Origin of the sequence: Clostridium beijerinckii (assembly GCF_036699995.1) — a bacterium.
GTDB classification, from domain to species: Bacteria; Bacillota; Clostridia; order Clostridiales; family Clostridiaceae; genus Clostridium; species Clostridium helianthi.
Window position 1 is genome coordinate 1,091,103 of sequence record NZ_CP144906.1, and the last position, 18,018, is coordinate 1,109,120.

The 18,018-nt window shown below is 28.3% G+C and carries 13 protein-coding genes; 6 read left to right on the forward strand and 7 right to left on the reverse strand.

Annotation, left to right across the window (positions count from 1 at the left end):
* Positions 1–48 precede the first annotated feature (48 nt).
* From PZA12_RS05140 to PZA12_RS05160, 5 genes are all read right to left on the reverse strand, one after another.
* Positions 49–1,098 carry a galactose ABC transporter substrate-binding protein gene (locus PZA12_RS05140; RefSeq protein ID WP_103698160.1) on the reverse strand — a complete coding sequence of 350 codons (1,050 nt, stop codon included), beginning with the start codon at positions 1,096–1,098 and terminating at the stop codon, positions 49–51.
* A 255-nt stretch (positions 1,099–1,353) separates the two neighbouring features.
* Positions 1,354–1,938, reverse strand: coding sequence for a flavin reductase family protein (locus PZA12_RS05145; protein WP_078116469.1), 585 nt, complete (start codon positions 1,936–1,938; stop codon positions 1,354–1,356).
* 105 nt (positions 1,939–2,043) lie between these two features.
* The gene (locus tag PZA12_RS05150) at positions 2,044–3,366 is read right to left on the reverse strand and encodes a D-alanyl-D-alanine carboxypeptidase family protein (RefSeq protein WP_077838142.1); all 1,323 of its coding nucleotides are present in this window, start codon (positions 3,364–3,366) and stop codon (positions 2,044–2,046) included.
* 166 nt (positions 3,367–3,532) lie between these two features.
* The gene (locus tag PZA12_RS05155; protein WP_077838143.1) at positions 3,533–4,255 is read right to left on the reverse strand and encodes a type 1 glutamine amidotransferase; all 723 of its coding nucleotides are present in this window, start codon (positions 4,253–4,255) and stop codon (positions 3,533–3,535) included.
* Between the two features lie 18 nt (positions 4,256–4,273).
* Positions 4,274–5,632: a Mur ligase family protein gene (locus PZA12_RS05160; RefSeq protein ID WP_103698161.1), complete on the reverse strand. Its 1,359-nt coding sequence runs from the start codon at positions 5,630–5,632 to the stop codon at positions 4,274–4,276.
* A 274-nt stretch (positions 5,633–5,906) separates the two neighbouring features.
* Here PZA12_RS05160 and zapA point away from each other — a divergent pair, with 274 nt between their 5' ends.
* The 4 genes from zapA to PZA12_RS05180 all read left to right on the forward strand — a co-directional run bounded on the left by zapA (position 5,907) and on the right by PZA12_RS05180 (position 13,667).
* Positions 5,907–7,871, forward strand: coding sequence for a cell division protein ZapA (gene zapA / locus PZA12_RS05165; protein WP_103698162.1), 1,965 nt, complete (start codon positions 5,907–5,909; stop codon positions 7,869–7,871).
* A 16-nt stretch (positions 7,872–7,887) separates the two neighbouring features.
* A complete protein-coding gene (locus PZA12_RS05170) occupies positions 7,888–10,248 on the forward strand; it encodes a U32 family peptidase (RefSeq protein ID WP_103698163.1) in 2,361 nt (786 codons plus the stop codon).
* Positions 10,249–10,403: 155 nt separating this feature from the next.
* Entirely contained in the window at positions 10,404–12,764 is a 2,361-nt protein-coding gene (locus PZA12_RS05175; RefSeq protein ID WP_103698164.1) for an endonuclease MutS2, read from the forward strand.
* Positions 12,765–12,938: 174 nt separating this feature from the next.
* Positions 12,939–13,667, forward strand: coding sequence for a DUF523 domain-containing protein (locus PZA12_RS05180; protein ID WP_077843782.1), 729 nt, complete (start codon positions 12,939–12,941; stop codon positions 13,665–13,667).
* A gap of 516 nt (positions 13,668–14,183) precedes the next feature.
* Here the strand turns inward: PZA12_RS05180 and PZA12_RS05185 are convergent.
* The gene (locus PZA12_RS05185) at positions 14,184–15,053 is read right to left on the reverse strand and encodes a PHP domain-containing protein (protein ID WP_103698165.1); all 870 of its coding nucleotides are present in this window, start codon (positions 15,051–15,053) and stop codon (positions 14,184–14,186) included.
* A 348-nt stretch (positions 15,054–15,401) separates the two neighbouring features.
* On the opposite strand from PZA12_RS05185, the gene PZA12_RS05190 reads away from it, so the two are divergent.
* Together PZA12_RS05190 and PZA12_RS05195 are read left to right on the forward strand one after the other, a co-directional pair.
* Positions 15,402–15,728: an SIS domain-containing protein gene (locus tag PZA12_RS05190; RefSeq protein WP_242984828.1), complete on the forward strand. Its 327-nt coding sequence runs from the start codon at positions 15,402–15,404 to the stop codon at positions 15,726–15,728.
* 130 nt (positions 15,729–15,858) lie between these two features.
* Positions 15,859–16,236, forward strand: coding sequence for a hypothetical protein (locus tag PZA12_RS05195; protein ID WP_242984829.1), 378 nt, complete (start codon positions 15,859–15,861; stop codon positions 16,234–16,236).
* 256 nt (positions 16,237–16,492) lie between these two features.
* Here PZA12_RS05195 and PZA12_RS05200 read toward each other — a convergent pair whose 3' ends face one another.
* Positions 16,493–17,971 carry an oligosaccharide flippase family protein gene (locus PZA12_RS05200; RefSeq protein WP_103698166.1) on the reverse strand — a complete coding sequence of 493 codons (1,479 nt, stop codon included), beginning with the start codon at positions 17,969–17,971 and terminating at the stop codon, positions 16,493–16,495.
* Positions 17,972–18,018 lie beyond the last annotated feature (47 nt).

An 18,018-nucleotide genomic window follows, 5' to 3' on the forward strand; every position in this document is an offset into this window, starting at 1 on the left:
CTTAATTACTTTAAAACAGCCTTATTAATTAATAGAATGTGTATAGTGTTATTTTTGAGGAGTATATTCTTGATAGGGCATTTGAATTGTAACTCCTGTTTCATCAAATTTATAATTTGTATTTTCAAGAGGATTTTTATTACCAACTAAGTTCATTCCTATGGAATAAAGGGCTTCAGCTGTTTGATTAGGATCCTGAAAAACAGTGCCTGTCATAACACCTTTATTAATTAGGTCTTTAGCTGCTGGTATTCCATCAATTCCGAAAACAGGTATATATTTTGATTTATCTTCTTTATTGTATCCGTATTTCTGTAATGCTTCAATTGCACCTATAGCCATGGCATCATTATTTGAAATTATTGCTTCGATTTTATCCCCATATCTTAAAAATAGTAATTCAGTAGAATCCTTAGCGCATATTTCATCCCAATAACAGAATTTAGATAAAATTTCTTGTGTTTTAATTCCAGCATCATTAATAGTTGATATAGAGTATGTGCTTCTTGCATTTGTTACAGTACTATTATTTGGGCCTTTTAACATAAAATATTGTAATACGTTATCACCATTTCTATCCATAGTTTTTTTATTAGAATTCCACTCTTTAATAATTAAATTTCCTTGCAAAATTCCCGATTGATCAGCATCTGTTGATACAACAAGAGCTCTCTTATAAGATTTAATAGGCTCAGTTTCAAAAGGTACTGTATTAAATAAAATCACAGGAATATTTTTTTGTTTCGCTTTTCTAACAACTGATTCCACAGTATTTCTATCTAAGCTAACTAAATTTATCAATAAAAGATCGTAGTCACTTTGGAGAGCTGAATCTAATAAAGCATTTTGTATACCTTGATTTCTTCTGCCATCCAAAAAAGTAAAGCTAACAGAATCTTTGTTTTTATTTTGAATTTCCTCCAAGCTATTTCTCACTAAAGAGATATAAGGGTCATCGAAAGCAAATAATAGTGTAGCTACTTTTACTGGCTTCTTTGGAAGAACTTGTGCATTTGTATATAAAGCAGTTTTAAGATTAAAAGTAGGTATAATAGCTAATATAATTATGAGCGATAGTATCTTTTTTAATATTCTCATTTCAATCCTCCATATGACAATTTAAAATTGTAATATTTATTATTAGATTGTCTTTTAATATTAAATTTATTCTACATTGAAAATATATTATATAAATAAGAAAGCAGTTACATAGCGAAAGACAATGTAACTGCTTTAAATTTAAATATATATATGCTGAAAAATAATTCTTCATTATAATTCTAAAAATATCGCAAGAATTTTAGCTGAAATTGTGCATTGCAACATATAAATATAAAAATAAATTGAAGATTATTATTTTTTATGTATTTTTTTCTTCTTTTTTACTGAGTATCCAAATGTGCCTAATGGTTTAGCATTTAAGCCATAATATTCACCATGGCTATAACAAATCAAGTTAGCCTTGTTAAAGCATATCTTACCATTTGAATCAATTAAGTCTTCGTCGACCTTTACATTTATTACTTCAAACAGGAATAGATCATGCGTACCTAGAGGTGTAATTGATTTTAATTTACATTCTAAAGCTATCGGCGATTTTTGCAATGAAGGTGTGGATATACTTTCGCCTTTATTAAGTTGCAAACCAAAATGTTTAATTTTATCTTCTTTCTTTCCAGAGCGAACACCACAATAATCAACAATCTTAACCATTTCCCTAGTTGGCAAATTAATAACGCATTCACCACTTTCTTTTATGTAATCATAAGATAATCTCTCAGGTCGTATTCCCATAGCTATTATAGGTTCTTTAGTGCAAACAGTACTTACCCAGCCAACCGTAAAGACATTAACTTTATCATCTTTGTTTTTTGATGTGACAAGTACTACAGGTGTAGGATTAAGCATAACACTGCCTTTAAAATTCAATTTATTCATGTTAATTACTCCTTAAATAAAAGCATCTTCAAATACCTAGGAAGAATACAACCTATTTTTGAAGATGCTTAAGATATATTATAGAAATTAAGTAAGGTTATTTAATTATCTTCTTCTTCTGTTAGAGCGGCTATAGTAATTTTTATTTTTGCGTCTTGAATTAGATGCAGCATTTTTAATAAGAGCAATAAGAGTTACGATAATAGCCAAACCTACTAAAGTAGAAATGTAGATGATTAAATTATCTTTAATTATTGAACCTAGCGAAATATCAACTGAACCTGTAACTTCTTCAGAATGATTTCGTGTGCTATAAGTAAGTTTAGTATTTTTATTAAATAGTAAACTCCATGCAGTAGAATCTGTTCCTTTATAAGCAATCTGAGATTCAGAATCGTTTATTGCATTTTTATAATAATTTACATCTTGAGTCAATTTAATTGGAACAGAAATGGTTTTTGTAGGCCCAAATAATATAAATGGCTTATACTTTACATCAGCAGTTCCAACACTTTCACCGTTTGATTTATAAACTTCTTTTTTAGCAGCATAGCTATAATCCATAATAGCATCCATATCATTAAATTTAGTCATATCTGCATTATCAATTTGTCTACTTTTAAGAACAATACCAATTAACTGACGCCCATCTCTGTCATAGACAGTTGCTAAACAACCGCCAGCTTCATTAGTTGTACCAGTTTTACCAGCGAGGTTACCATTTTTACCAAGTGTTAAGTTTCTATTTTCTAAAATTATTCTAGAATTTTTTAAATTTATAGGAGCTTTTTCAAGTTCCATTGTTTCTCTTTCCCAAGGATTTGCAAAAGCTGCCTTCATGATCATTGAAAGGTCATATGCTGTAGTATAATGATTTGGATCATGAAGTCCATTAGGAGTAACAAAGTTACTATTATTAGCTCCAAGTTCTTTTGCTTTTTTATTCATTAATTCAGCAAATGATTTAACATCTCCGGAAATATTGTCTGCTATTACGTATGCAGTATCATTACCAGAAAAAAGTAGTAAGCCCTTCATTATATCATCGGCAGTTACTTTGTCACCAGGCTGCATAGTATTATGCATATAATTTAAATTTAAAGAGTATTCAGGTTGTTCCTTTGCAGATTTAGTATATTCAAGCTGATCTGCTTTGTCTTTGCTTTCAGCTAATAATAAGCCAGTTAAAAGTTTTGTTGTACTAGCAGGATATCTCTTGCTGTCAGCATCCTTGCAATAAATTATCTCTCCTGTTTCTAAATCCATAGTTAAAGCAGCTTCAGCTTTAATGTTTGGTAAGTTCTCTGATGAAGTTTCAGTCTTAGGTTTTGCAGAATTGCTTGCTGCATAACTTGCCATACTTAATGGACTAAATAAAGAAAGAGAAAGGGTCAATGCAAATGCTTTTAAAATTAAATTTTTTTTCAAGTCAAATCTCTCCACTTCTTTTAAACATATATAAAATAATGATATTTTTTAAACATGCCTTAAGTATAATAAAACATTTTAAGTATAACATTTATGCAATGCTATAACAATAAATGTTATGTAAAAAGTTACAAACAATATATGAGAATTTACAATTTTGTAATATTTACTTTAGTCTTTGTATTATAGAATTTTTTGCTTTTAATTCGAAATTATCATTCAAGTTTTCTAATTTTACATCTTCTCCGTATTTGTTCTTCAAAGCTAATGTTAGAAGTCTATCTGCAAATTCTGGATTTTTTGAAAGAAAAGAGCCATGAAAATACGAACCAAATGTATTTTTATAGATACATCCTTCATATCCATCTTCACCATTATTGCCATATCCGTGAATGCATTTTCCAAGGGGAGTATGGTCATTTATATATGTTCTACCAGAATGATTTTCAAATCCAACATAAGTTTCATTAAATTCTTCGTTAAATATTTCTGTATTTCCAATAAATCTAGTATCTCCGCCTTCGGTATATAGATTTAAAATACCAAGTCCATCAATTTTTTCTCCATTTGGGGCAGTATAGTATTTACCTAATAATTGATATCCACCGCATATAGCTAGCATAACTTTACCATCTTCAATATAACTTGTTAAAGCGTCTTTCTTTATCTCATTTAAATCATTAGAGACTATAGATTGTTCATAATCTTGGCCACCACCGAAGAAAATGATGTCCACATTTTCTTTATCTATATTTTCACCTATTGAAGTATTTATTATATCTACATCAATTCCTCTAAGGGCTGCTCTATGTTTTAAAATGAGTACATTACCTACGTCACCATATACATTTAGTAAATCCGGATATAAATGACAAATAGTTAATTCCATAATATTATTCTCCTTATCTTACCAAAGTTTTTTTATATAACCTTTTGAATGAAGATATTTTCTATAATTAATCATTGCAGTATAAGTTGCTAAAATATATATTTTTTTAGAAGCAGATTGCTTAATTTTATCTGTAAGCTCTTCATAATCTTCTTTTAAAATAAATTTATCTACATTTAATCCAGCAACTTTTAATCTTACGGCCATATCATACATTCTAATTCCTGATATAAAAATATCTTCTATTTTTAAACTAGATATTTTTTCGAAGTCTACATCCCAAATCCAAGAGACATCGCGTCCGTCAGCGTAATTATCATTTAACATGAAAACTGCTGAAAATTCACTTGTATTAAGAGCAAGGGTATCTAAAGCTTGGTTATATCCAGCAGGATTTTTTACTAGTATAATTTGTACATCTTTATTACCAATAGATATTTGCTCTTGTCTACCGAAGCTTGAACTTTGATTTTGAAGAGAGGCTTTAATTACTGAGTCTTCTACTCCAAGTTCTTTTGAAATGGCAAATGCACATAAGGCGTTATAAATGTTATAAGCACCTGATTGACTTATGAAAACTTCAGTATCATTAATTAATACAGAAGAGTTTTCAGGCGTCAAATCAAAAATTTTATTTACAGCATAATCAAGTTCAGAACGCTTGTAACCACATTCAGGACAGTAAAAATCACCTAAGTGATTATAAGTAACTAGGTTATATGAATAAGGTGCCTTACAGAACTTACAAAACTTTGCATCAGCATTTATTTCCAATGTAGTATTTTCTTTTATAGGTGTATTAAAACCATAATATACTACTGGATTTTTTACATCTAACTTTCCGAGTAAAGATTCATCCCCATTCAAAACTAGTTTTGATTCAGGAACTTTAGTCACACCTTCTAAAATTTTAACGAGAGTTGTATAAACCTCTCCATATCTATCTAGCTGATCCCTAAATAAATTAGTTACAGTTATTATTTCAGGGCTTATATGTTCTGTAATGAATTTTACATTAGCCTCATCAACTTCTATTACCGCATAAGGATTTTCTTTTTTCTTAAAAAAAGAGTAGTTGGAAATAAAACAAGCTACGATACCTGGGTATAAATTGGCTCCAGTGCTATTTGTTATAACGTGTAATTTATTTTCCTTTAGGATATTGTAAATCATGCTTGTAGTTGTTGTTTTTCCGTTAGTTCCAGTAACTAGAATTACCTTGTATCCCTTACTAACATGTTTTAAGATTGATTTATCAATTTTTAAAGCTATCTTACCAGGAAAATTACTTCCACCTTTTACAATGTGTTTTGCAGAAAATGCAGTAATTTTTGATAGTAATATGCTTAAAATAGATTTAATATTAATTTCACTCACCGCCCAATTCTAGTTATATATAAGAATGATTAACACAATAAAGTAATATTAATCATTTTTATACAATTAAACAATAAAATAATCAAAATAAGTATAGCATAAAATTTAAGAAGTACGAAAACTTTTTTAGCAATTGAACATATATAGGTTGTTTTTCGTAAATTTAGAGAAAAAGTGCAAGAATTCAAGGTTCAGTTAACCTAACATAATTGTTTTATTAGTGAATATACCATATAATTAGAAGTAATAAAGAATTTTACGAGGTGCTATTATTATGATTAGGGTAACAGTTAATATAAATGGTATGAATTATAACTTAAAAGGGGAAAAAGACGAAAAATATTTGCTTGGGGTAGCAAATTTTGTTGATACAAGAATTAAAGAAATTCTGTCTAAGAAAGCTAGCTTTAGTACAACAGATGCTTCTGTTTTGGCGGCGGTAAATATAGCAGATGAACTTTACGAGTGTGATTTAGAATTAGATAAAGCAATTAAAATAAAAGAAGCTATTAGTAGTGAAAATTCTTCGTTAAAGAAGAAAGTGGACGAGCTTAGCTTGCAGTTAGAAAATATAAGTAAAGAAAAATCAGAACTTCAAAATAATTTTCAGAAGAAAGAAGAAGAACTACATGGGAGATATAATAATGTAGAAGTAAAATATAGTTCGTTAAGTGACGAAATTAATAAACTGAAAATTGAAAATGAAAAGTTGAAAAAAGAAAATAAATTAATAATTGATGAGAATAAGAGAAATAAGAATAGTAATGAAGCCTTAACAAAAGATATTTCAGACTATAAAGAGAAGAGCAAGATTCTTTATAAGAAGATAGATGAGGCCAAAAACAAAGAGCATAGATTAAATAAGCAAGTGCAACAAGCTAATGAACAAGTAAGTAGTTTAACTAGCGAACTTACTAAAGTCAATAAAGAAAAAGATATGGTAACTGAACAATTAAATGAAATGACTGCCGTAAATTTTGAGTTAGATAAACAAATAAAAGAACTTACTCAAACTAAGTTAAATTTAGAAAATAAGATGCTTCTATTACAAGAAAAGAATATCTCGTTAGAAGCTGATTATAATAATGTTTGTGAGGAGTTAAAAAAAGCAAACGAAAATTTAAAACATGAAATTAATAATAAAGAGGTTATAAATAAAGAATATACTTTATGCAAAGGGAATTTAGAAAAATTAAATGAGGATCATCATAAATGTACTAAAGAACTTGCAGAGTATAAGGAAAAGTTAGAAAATCAAATTACGACTAATAATGCAATAACTTCTAAAGCTAGAGAAGAAAAAGAAATACTAAAAAATAAAATTACAGAATTGTTATTAAGTGAAGAAGAATTAAATAAGAAAATTAAAAAATTACTTGAAAGAGAGCAGGAATTAAATAATAGTTTAAAACTTGAAAAAGATAATGCTGTTAGATTAACAAAAGAAATTCAAGATAATAATATTGAAAAAGCTGATCTTAATAAACAGCTAAATGATTTATTTGAAGAATCGGAGAAAGAGATTACAGAATGTAAACAAAAATTAAGCAAGCTAAATAAAGAAAATGAAGCTTTAATAAGTCAAATTGACTTATTAAATGAAGAAAAGGATACTTTAGTAAGCGAAATCAATAAGTTAACTAAGGAACAAGAGATTTTAAATAATGAAATTAAAAATATAAATGATACTAACGATAAATTATCACAAGAAATAGAGAATTCTGATAGAGAAAAAGAAAGATTAGAAGAGGAATTAAAAATAACAAGAAATGATAATGAAAAGCTAAAAGGCGAGCTTAAAGAAGTTCATGAAGAAAAAGAAATAGAAGTTAATATCAAGGTAAAAGAGATTGAGGAAGTAAGTAATACATTAGAGAGTAAAGAAAATGACTTAAGAAGAATTAAAGAAGAATTAGCAAGTAGAGAGAGAGCCTTAGCTAGATTAGAAAAGGAATTAGAAGATAAAGAAGGAATTTTCCTAAAATTAAAAAGAGAAATAGAAGCTAAGGAAAAAGACTTAAATACAAGTAAGGCATCAATAGATGATTTACAAGGAAAGATGTCAATACTATCTAAAGAAAAAGAAGAATTAACTAATGAAAATGATAAACTTAATCAAGAAGCAAGAACTTTTCACAATAGGTTATTTGAACTACAGGCAGAAATAATAAACAAAGAAATAGAGATTGCAAGAGCTAAAAAAGAACAAGTAGGTCCTATTGTAAAAAAGAAAAGATAATCAATGAAGGAGAAATATGAATAAGATAGAATTACTGGCTCCAGCAGGAAGCATGGAGAGTTTAATTGCTGCTATAAATAATGGGGCAGATGCAATATATCTTGGCGGAAATAAATTTTCAGCTAGAGCTTATGCATCAAATTTTGATAATGAAACAATGATGAAGGCTGTTGATTATGCTCATAGCTACAATGTAAAAGTATATGTCACTATAAATACAATTTTAAAACAAAGTGAATTAAAGGAAGCTTTAAAATATGCAGGATACCTTTATGAAATAGGAGTAGATGCAATAATAATACAAGATTTAGGGTTAGTAAAATTAATAAGAGATGTGTATCCTGATTTTGAACTTCATGCATCTACACAAATGACAATTCATAATGCAGAAGGAGCCTTATACTTTAGAGAAAAAGGAATGCAGAGAATAGTTTTATCTAGAGAACTTACATTAGATGAAATTAAGTATATTTCAAAAGATTTAGGAATTGAGACAGAAATATTTGTGCATGGTGCTTTGTGTGTATGTTATTCAGGACAATGCTTAATGAGCTCTATGATTGGCGGAAGAAGCGGAAATAGAGGAAGATGTGCACAACCTTGTAGAATGCAGTATACTTTAAAGGGTGAAAATTTTGGAGAAAGAAAGGCTTATCTTTTAAGTCCTAAAGATACATGCTTTATTGATGATATGGACGCTATTATAAAGAGTGGAACTTCGTCGTTAAAAGTTGAAGGAAGAATGAAAAAGCCAGAATATGTTGCTGGAGTTACAAGGAATTATAGAAAAGCTATTGATAAGGTATTAGTAAATACAAAGTTTGATTTACAAAGGGGAAGACAAGAATTAGCACAACTATTTAATAGAGAAGGTTTTGCTAAAGCATATCTATATAAAAATGTAGGAAAAGATATGATGAGCTATAATTACCCTAAAAATACTGGTGTATATATAGGTCAGGTATCTAACAGTGGAGAAGTTAAACTAGAAGCCAGCGTATCTTTGGGCGATGGTATAAGGTTTAATGACGATGGATTTACTTTAAGTAAAATTTTAAATAATAATAATGAAGTTAAAGAAGCTTTTAAGGGCGAAACAGTCAAGTTATTTCCAACTGGGGGATATAAAAAAGGCTATAAGCTATATAAGATGTCTGATAAAAAACTTTATGATGAGTTAAATAATGATTTAAAACCTTATAAAAGGAAGATAAATTTAACTGGAGAGATTGAATTTAAAGTTAATGCACCTCTTTGTATTAAAGCAAAATACAATAAAAAAGAATATAGAGTTTATGGGGAAATGGTTGAAGAAGCAACTAATAAGCCATTAACAAGAGAAAGAGTTGAAGAAGCTTTAAGAAAATCAGGAGAAATTCCATATAAATTTGACAAGATATTTTTCGATATTTTTGATGATGGATTTATAAGAATTTCAGCTATAAATAATTTAAGAAGAGAATTATTTGAAAAGATTTTAAAAGAAGAAGTAAGTTCATATAGAAGAAAAAGAACAGAAGGACCTATTAAAGAATGGAATGCAAAATGTAAGGAAAACTTAGGCTATATTTATAGTTGTATTACAAAAGATCAACTAAAGGCACTACTTGAGGATAATAAAGCTCAAAATATAGCGTTAGATATATTTTTCAGCAGGCAAAAACATGCGTTGAATAAAAATGACTTAAAGAATTTATATGAGACTTCAAAAGATAAAAATATATATTTAAAAGTTCCAAGTATTATTAAGCAGGAATTTAATAGTATAGTAAAGATAATAGACGAACTAAAACCTTATATAAAGGGAATAATTACATCTAATGCTGGAATAATAAAAATCTATAAAGATAAACTATTTATAATAGGTGATTATAAGCTAAATATATTTAATAAAGAAGCGGCTGAATTTTATGCGCAAGACGTTGATATTCCATTCTTAAGTCTTGAACTAAATCGAAAAGAAATAAAAGAATTAATGAAGAACACTAACTGCAACATGGGAATGAACATTTATGGGAAAACTGAGCTTATGATTAGTGAATATTGTCCTATGGGAAGTACTTTTGGTAATAAGTCATCTAAAAAAGAATGTAGTGGTGTGTGTATGAAAGATAACTTTAAGCTAATAGATAGAATGAATGAAAGTTTTACTGTTTTAGGTGATAATAGCTGTAGAAGTTATATTTTAAATTCAATAGCTACCAATTTAATTGATGAAATGGAAGAACTTAAGTCTTTTAATATTTCAAATTTTAGAGTAGACTTTAAAGATGAAAGCTATGATGAAGTAAAAGATGTTTTAAATCAAATTGCGAATAAAGCAAAAAACGAAAATAATAAGTATACTAAGGGCCACTACAAACGTGGAGTAGAATAATACCAAGAAATAGTTGACGGCTTGTAATTGATAATTAAGGTAAAAATTACTTTGAAACTTATTAGAAAGAGAGTATTTTAAGTTTTATAAGTATAAAGTCTTAGTTATCTCTTATATGCTGTCAATTGTTGATTGATTGTTAGGATGTGGGATGTATGAATGAAAGATCTCTAAGAATTTTAGAGTTTAATAAGATAAAAGAAAAAATTAAGAAATATGCAAGAACAAATGCTGCTAAAGCAAAAGTTGAGGCTCTTGAGCCTTATGATAATTTATATGAAATAAATAATAAGTTAGAGGAGACAAACGAGGCTCTTGAAATCTTAATATCAAAGGGGAATCCACCACTTGAAGGATTAGCTGATATACATGAAGGTATAGAAAGAGCTAAAAAGGGAGGAACCTTATCACCAGGGCAATTATTAAAAGTTGGTGGAATGCTTAAAGCTACGAGAAATATGAAGGAATTCTTTAAAAGAGAAGAAGTTGAAAAGTCATATCCAAAACTTGAAGACTTAGCTTACATATTAGCTCCAGTAAAAGCGTTAGAAGACGAAATAGAAAGAGCCATAGTATCAGAGGATGAAATTAGTGATAAAGCTAGCCAAACTCTTTATAATATTAGACGAAGCTTAAAAGAAAAGAACTCTTCAGTTAGAGAAAAAATAAGTTCTATTGTTAGAAGTAACTCAAAATATTTACAGGATGATTTATATACTATGAGAGGCGATAGATACGTGCTTCCTGTAAAATCAGAATATAAAAGTCAAGTTCCAGGACTTGTACACGATCAAAGTTCAACTGGAGCAACGTTTTTTATCGAGCCTATGAGCTTAGTGAATTTAAACAATGAAATAAGAGAATTGTTTTTAAAAGAAAAAGCTGAAATAGAAAGAATACTTTCTGACCTTTCTCTGAAAGTTAAAATTAATGGGGACTCATGTTTGAGTAATTTAAAGGTACTTGTTGAATTTGACTTTATATTTGCGAAAGGAAAATATGCATCTGCATTAAATGCTATAAAGCCGATAGTTAGAGAAGATGGAGCATTTAGCATATTATCTGGAAGGCATCCATTAATAGAAAGTGATAAAGTTGTGCCATCAGATATATATCTAGGAGAAGAATTTCAAACATTAATGATAACAGGACCAAATACTGGAGGTAAGACTGTTACAATAAAAACCGTTGGGTTACTTCATATTATGGGACTAAGCGGATTATTAATTCCCGCTAGAGATAACTCCTCTATAGCATTCTTTAAAGAAATATTTGCAGATATAGGTGATGAACAAAGCATTGAGCAAAGCTTATCTACTTTCTCATCTCATATGACTAATATAGTTAATATAATGAAGCATGTGGATGACAAGTCATTAGCTTTATTCGATGAGCTTGGTGCAGGTACAGATCCAGCAGAAGGAGCAGCTCTTGCAGTATCAATATTAGAAACTTTAAGAAATAGAGGCGCAAAGCTAATCGCAACTACTCACTATAGTGAACTTAAGGCTTATGCATTAAAAACAGAGGGTGTAGAAAATGCTTCTGTTGAATTTGATATAGAAACCTTGAGGCCAACTTATAGATTATTAATTGGTGTTCCAGGTAAATCAAATGCCTTTGAGATTTCTAAGAGATTAGGACTTGTAGAAGGTGTCATTAAACGCGCAAAAGAATACATGTCTGAAGAAAATCTTCAATTTGAAAATCTAATCAGAGAACTTCAAGAAAAAAGTATAATAGCTAAAAAAGAAGCAAGAGAAGCTAAGATGCTTAGAGATCAAGCAGAAGATCTTAAAAAGAAGTACGAGGAAAAGCTTGAAAAATTAGAAAATACTAGAGAAAAAGCTTATATGGATGCTAGGCGTGAGGCTAAAGAGATAATTGCAAATGCTAAAGATGAAGCAGATGATATTTTAAAAGCCATGAGAGAGCTTGAAAAGCTTGGAATAGCAGGCGGTGGAAGGCAAAGGCTTGAAGAAGAAAGAAAGAAACTTAAAGATAGCTTAGAAGAAAGAGAAAAAGGAATTCACAAGATGAAGGAAAATGAAGGGGAGTCTATAACTAATGTGACTCTTGGTATGGAAGCTTACCTTCCTTCATTAAACCAAAAAGTAATTATTGTTTCTATGCCAGATAACAGAGGCGAAGTTCAAGTTGAAGCTGGAATAATGAAAATAAATGTTAAGCTTAAAGATTTAAGAAAAACTCAAGTTACTAAAGAAGAAAAAGTAAGAAGAAAAAGAGAAGTAAAGCTTAATCTAAGTAATGTAGAATCCAGAGTTGACTTAAGAGGATTGGATGCAGAAGAAGCATGCTATAAAGCAGATAAATATTTAGATGATGCATATATGGCTAACTTAGGAGAAGTAACAATAGTTCATGGTAAAGGAACTGGAGTACTTCGTAAAGCAATAAATGATATGCTTAAGAGACATCCTCATGTAAAATCATATAGACTAGGTGCATATGGTGAAGGTGGAGACGGAGTTACTATGGTAGAACTTAAGGGGTAGTTATTTTTTCATATACCTAATATTTTTACTTATTTAAGTTAAAAATATCATTAAAATTATTGTTAGTAAGAATATTATACAAATATTAATGTATAATTAAGTAAAGCTATAATTAAATTTCTCTTAAGTTTTTGTTTTATAGTGTTAAGTGTACGTTAGATAAGAGGTGATAATATGTACATAATAAGTGCATGCTTGTGTGGAGTTAATTGTAAATATAGTGGTAAAAATAATCTAAATGATAGATGTTTAAAATTATTTAGAGAAGGAAGAGCGGTTCTAGTTTGTCCAGAACAATTAGGCGGATTACCAACTCCAAGAAATCCTGTTGAGCTAAATAGTGCAGCAAGTGAAGTGTTAGATGGGAATGGAAAAGCATTAAGTAATAAAGGTGAGGATGTTACTAAGCAATTTATAGATGGTGCATATGAAACATTAAAAATTGCAAAAGAACTTGGAGCCACAAAAGCTATATTGAAAGAAGGAAGTCCTTCATGTGGATCTAACTTTGTCTATGATGGAACTTTTACAGGTAATAAGATAAAAGGCAAAGGAATTACAGCTCTTTTACTAGAGAATGAAGGTATAACTGTATTTTCAGATGAAGACTTAGAAGTAAACAATAGTAAGTTAGTATATCTTAACGAGTTTGATAGAGAAAAAGCTAAGAAAAGAAGACTTTTTGAACAAGGAGAAGAAGAAGAGTCTTATGGAGAAGAATATTTTGATTTAACAGAAAATTTAACTGATATGTCTGAACTTCCTCCAAGTGTTGAAGAAAATGTGAAAAAGCTTATGATTTCATTAGCTCGTGATTTAATGGGCTTTGAAGAAATTGATGAAATTGCAGAAGCCACAGGGCTGAGTGTAGAGGAAGTAGAAGAAATCTTAGAGGAAGAATAATAAGAATCAAATATATATTAATTGATATTTGTTAATTTTGTTAATTAAGATACTACTAGTATTTGTTTAATCCCCATGATAGATTAAATTATCATGGGGATTTTTAGCGTGTGGAAGTTTTTGTAGGATTAATAAGGATTATAATTAATAATTAAGATCGTGTTTAAAAAGTACTGTAATGTCAGTTAAAAGAAAAGTTGAGCTGTTACATAAAGAATTCCTTTGTGATGTAACAGCCTTTTTTAGATCTTTTTTAGAGATGATGCAGATATTCAGTGATTCATTTTAAGTAATAGAAATTTTCATATTTTTATATATTCCTAGATTTATATATTTATAGGTTTATATAAAAATATGAAAATATATAAATATGAAAATATATAAATATATAAATATATAAATATTTATAGGAAACATCAGAGGTTTGGACATTAGAGAGTAGAGTGAATTCTAGATGGAAATTGATTAATAACATATATAGATTTAGCCTTATTTTCATGTGAGAATATGAATGAATTATTGTAGCCAGTTTTTGGCTATAGGATAACTAATTGGTATTTTACCATCATTTCCAAATCCTAATGTATGAGCTGAAGTATGAAAATCACTGCCCCCGCTTTTTAACAGGTTATGGCTGTCACAATAATCAATTATTGCATTAATTTGTGAGTGAGAATGCTTACGATGTATGCATTCAATACCATCTATTAAGTTTAATTTGACAATGCTGTCGATATAATTATATATGTTATCTACGTCATATACATAAGGATGAGCTAAAAAACATTTACCGCCTGAACTATGAATTGTTTCTGCAGCTTCATAGATAGTTGGAAGATCTTCTGCTGGCTGTATATAAAATGGACTATTAGGGTTTAAATAGTGTTTTCTATAAAAAGTTGTTCTATCAGTAATTTCTAATTTTTTTAGAATATACGAATTTTCATCATAGCTTAAAATATCATCACAAATAACATCGTTAGCAGGAGTATTTCTGCCCTTTATATATAAATTAGAGGAATGTAGAATTTTTAGTTTATTACAAACCTTTATTAAATAATTTAATTTAGAATTTTCTTTTTCAATAACATTAATGTTTTTATTAACTTGTAATATTCTTGATTTTTCTATAGAATCAATATCAATATTATATCCTAGCATATCCATGCTTATTCCGCCAAATGAAAAAGCGATTTCAATTCCATTAATTATGTTACCACCGTATAAATCCTTTATATTTAAGTTGCTAATTTTTTTATATGCATCAACAGATTGATGGTCTGTAAATGAAATAAATTCTAAATTCTTTTCTTCCGACATTTTTAAGATGTCTATTACATCAAAATCTCCATCAGAATTATTTGTATGAATGTGTAAATCTATCATTAGGCATTTCTCCTCCATTTTAAATCATAAGGAATTGTAAACAATTTTAGATTTATTTATTTTAAGGAAACTATTAAGTAATTTTAAAGTTATCATATCATTAAATATTTTTTTAGACAAATAGTTAATGAGCATCGTTATTCTTTGAATTAATTATAGTATAGATAGTTGTTTTATTTATAAAACTCAATATGATAGATATATTGCAAAAGTAATTCTTCATGATAATTCTAAAAACATTGCAAGAATTTTAGTCGTAATTGTGAAATGTGAATTGCAACAAATATATTAAATGTATAAAAATAAAGGGGGTATTATAATAAAAAATAAGAGAAAGAGGTAATAAAAATGAGAATACAAGATTATATGTTAGAAACTCCAGTTAAGATGAAAGAAATAATTTCAAAGTCTGATGAATTATTTAAAGAAATAATAAAGCAAGACATAAACAAAATTATAATTACAGGATCAGGAACAAGTTATCACTCAGGGGTACAGGTGCAAACTTATTTGCAAGGAATATTAGATGCTGAAGTTACAGCAATGTATCCATTTATGATAACTAAAGATACATTCAAAGGTAAAAACGAAAAAACATTGATAATAGGTATATCACAAGGCGGAAGTAGTTATTCAACTTATAATGCAATGAAATTGGCAAAAATTAGATGCTAGCGATAGATTTGAAGAGGTATATAAAAAGTCAGAACAATGGATTGAGAAAAATAAAAGCAGATTAGTAGAAGCTAAAGAAATAAGAATAATAGGTCCAGCAGAATTATATGGCGATACTTTAGAAAGTGCATTGAAGTTATTAGAAACTATGAGAGTGCCTGTTACAGGATATGAATTTGAAGAATTTATACATGGTATATATAATGCAATAAATAGTGATTCAACAATATTTATATTAGATACAGGAAAAGAACCAAGAGTAGCAAAAATGATTGAAGTCCTATCTGAGTGGACAAGCAATATTTACGTAATAGGAAGAAATGTTGCTTCGGATGATAGGAATCTACAAATAAATGTGAGTGAAGATGAGCATCATCAAACATTTAATTTCATAGTACCAATGCAATTGATATGTGGAGAGATACCTAATTTAAGAGGAGTTAATCCGAGTATACCAAAAGATCCTCAATTTCATATGAAACTTGGAAGCAAGAGATTTAATAAATAATCTATAGTAAAAATAATTGTTAATAAGTTAGTTGCGTAAAAATTCTATAATAATTATTTAAACGTATTGATGAAAAAAATATTATTAGGCTAATAATTTATTTTGAGTTTTAATTTAAATTGAATATATTAAGTTTTTTGTAAAATTTAGAACAGTAAATAGTTTTTAATAAAAATAAACTATTTACTGTTTCTTTTATTTGAAAAAAAGTACAATTAACTACTTTTTTGTAGACATTTTAATTAACTACAAATCTCTATATTATTCTTTGGTTATATAACACTTTTAATTTTTTAAAGACTATGCTTAATAATCCAAAGAATACACTATCTCTTGTTGCTATAAGAATTATAAAGTAAATACTGCAGCAAGCAAGTACATCAAGGATACAGGATAATATAGTTCCAGATATAAAATTATTTATAACAAAGGTTATTGGGATAAATATTAAAGAGTAATACAAATACTTAAAATTCTCAAAAGCAAATAATCTTATATTTATGTTAAGTTCATTTTTTACTAATCTATATTCTAAAGCCATAACTACTAAATTTGAAACCAAAGTTGTTGCGATTACTTTTGTTGGTGTGAACATATTGGTAAATATTAAAAGAGTATTCAAGATCAAATTTAATATCCCTCCAATGAAAACTAACTTAGCATCTGTTTTTTCTCTCCCGAAAATATAAATTATCTGATCTGAAATAATTCTATCAATTCCAATAGTCAGCATATATATTGAAAACACCATTAGTATTTGCACAGCTGGAAGATAGATATCAGTACCTTTGCCCATAATTATAATAACCTGCTTAGAAACTCCAAGTAATCCTATTGAGGCTGGAAATAAGAATAAGAAATATATTTTAATTACCTTATTTAATAAAGTCAAATAGACTTCTTTTGAATGATTTTCTAAATAGTTAGAAAGTCTAGCCATAGAGACTTGAACTATTGTAAACATTAAGATATCTATCATTGACATTATTTTTTGAGCAACTCCATAATATCCTGCTTCTGTTGATCCTAAATTACTGTTTAGCATGTTTTTATCAAGCAAAGTATATAAAATATATGTATTGGCAAGTATTACAACTGAAAACATAGGCTTTATATGTTTTTTTATTTGTAAATCTGAGAAGTTAAAGTGCATAGTCTTTTTTATATATATAAAACTGGATATGTTATTAATAAAATTTATACCACAAGTAAGATATATGTAAAATAAAAAATCAGCTTGGGTTTTTACAAAACATATTGTTAATAAATTATATATTATTTTAATTATCATAGTTTTCAATGCTATAAAATCATAATTTTCAAGAGCTTCATTAATCCATTCAACATTGAACATATTAAAGACTATGTTTAATCCCATAACCATACAAGTATAAAAATATGCATCATTTCTATGGAATATAGTTAAAAAGATAGCATAAAAAATAGAAGTTACAGCTGTTGTTGTGGTGGTAATTACAAATAGGCTAGTAATTGTTTTGGTTAGTTTATCTTTATCATCTCTTACTTTGCTTACTTCTCTTATACCATATTGATAGACTCCAAAGCTTGCAAAAATCATAAAAACTGCAGTCCAGGCTTCCCCCATTGTCATATATCCGTTTAATTTATCTTGAATTGCGCTAAGAACTATTGGCATAACTATTATAGGTAAAATTATATTTGAAACATTTAATACCGCTTTAAAAAAAGCATTTTTAGATATTGATCTAGACATAAGTATCCTCCTTAAAATATATTGTATTTTGAAGTTTGCAATATTAT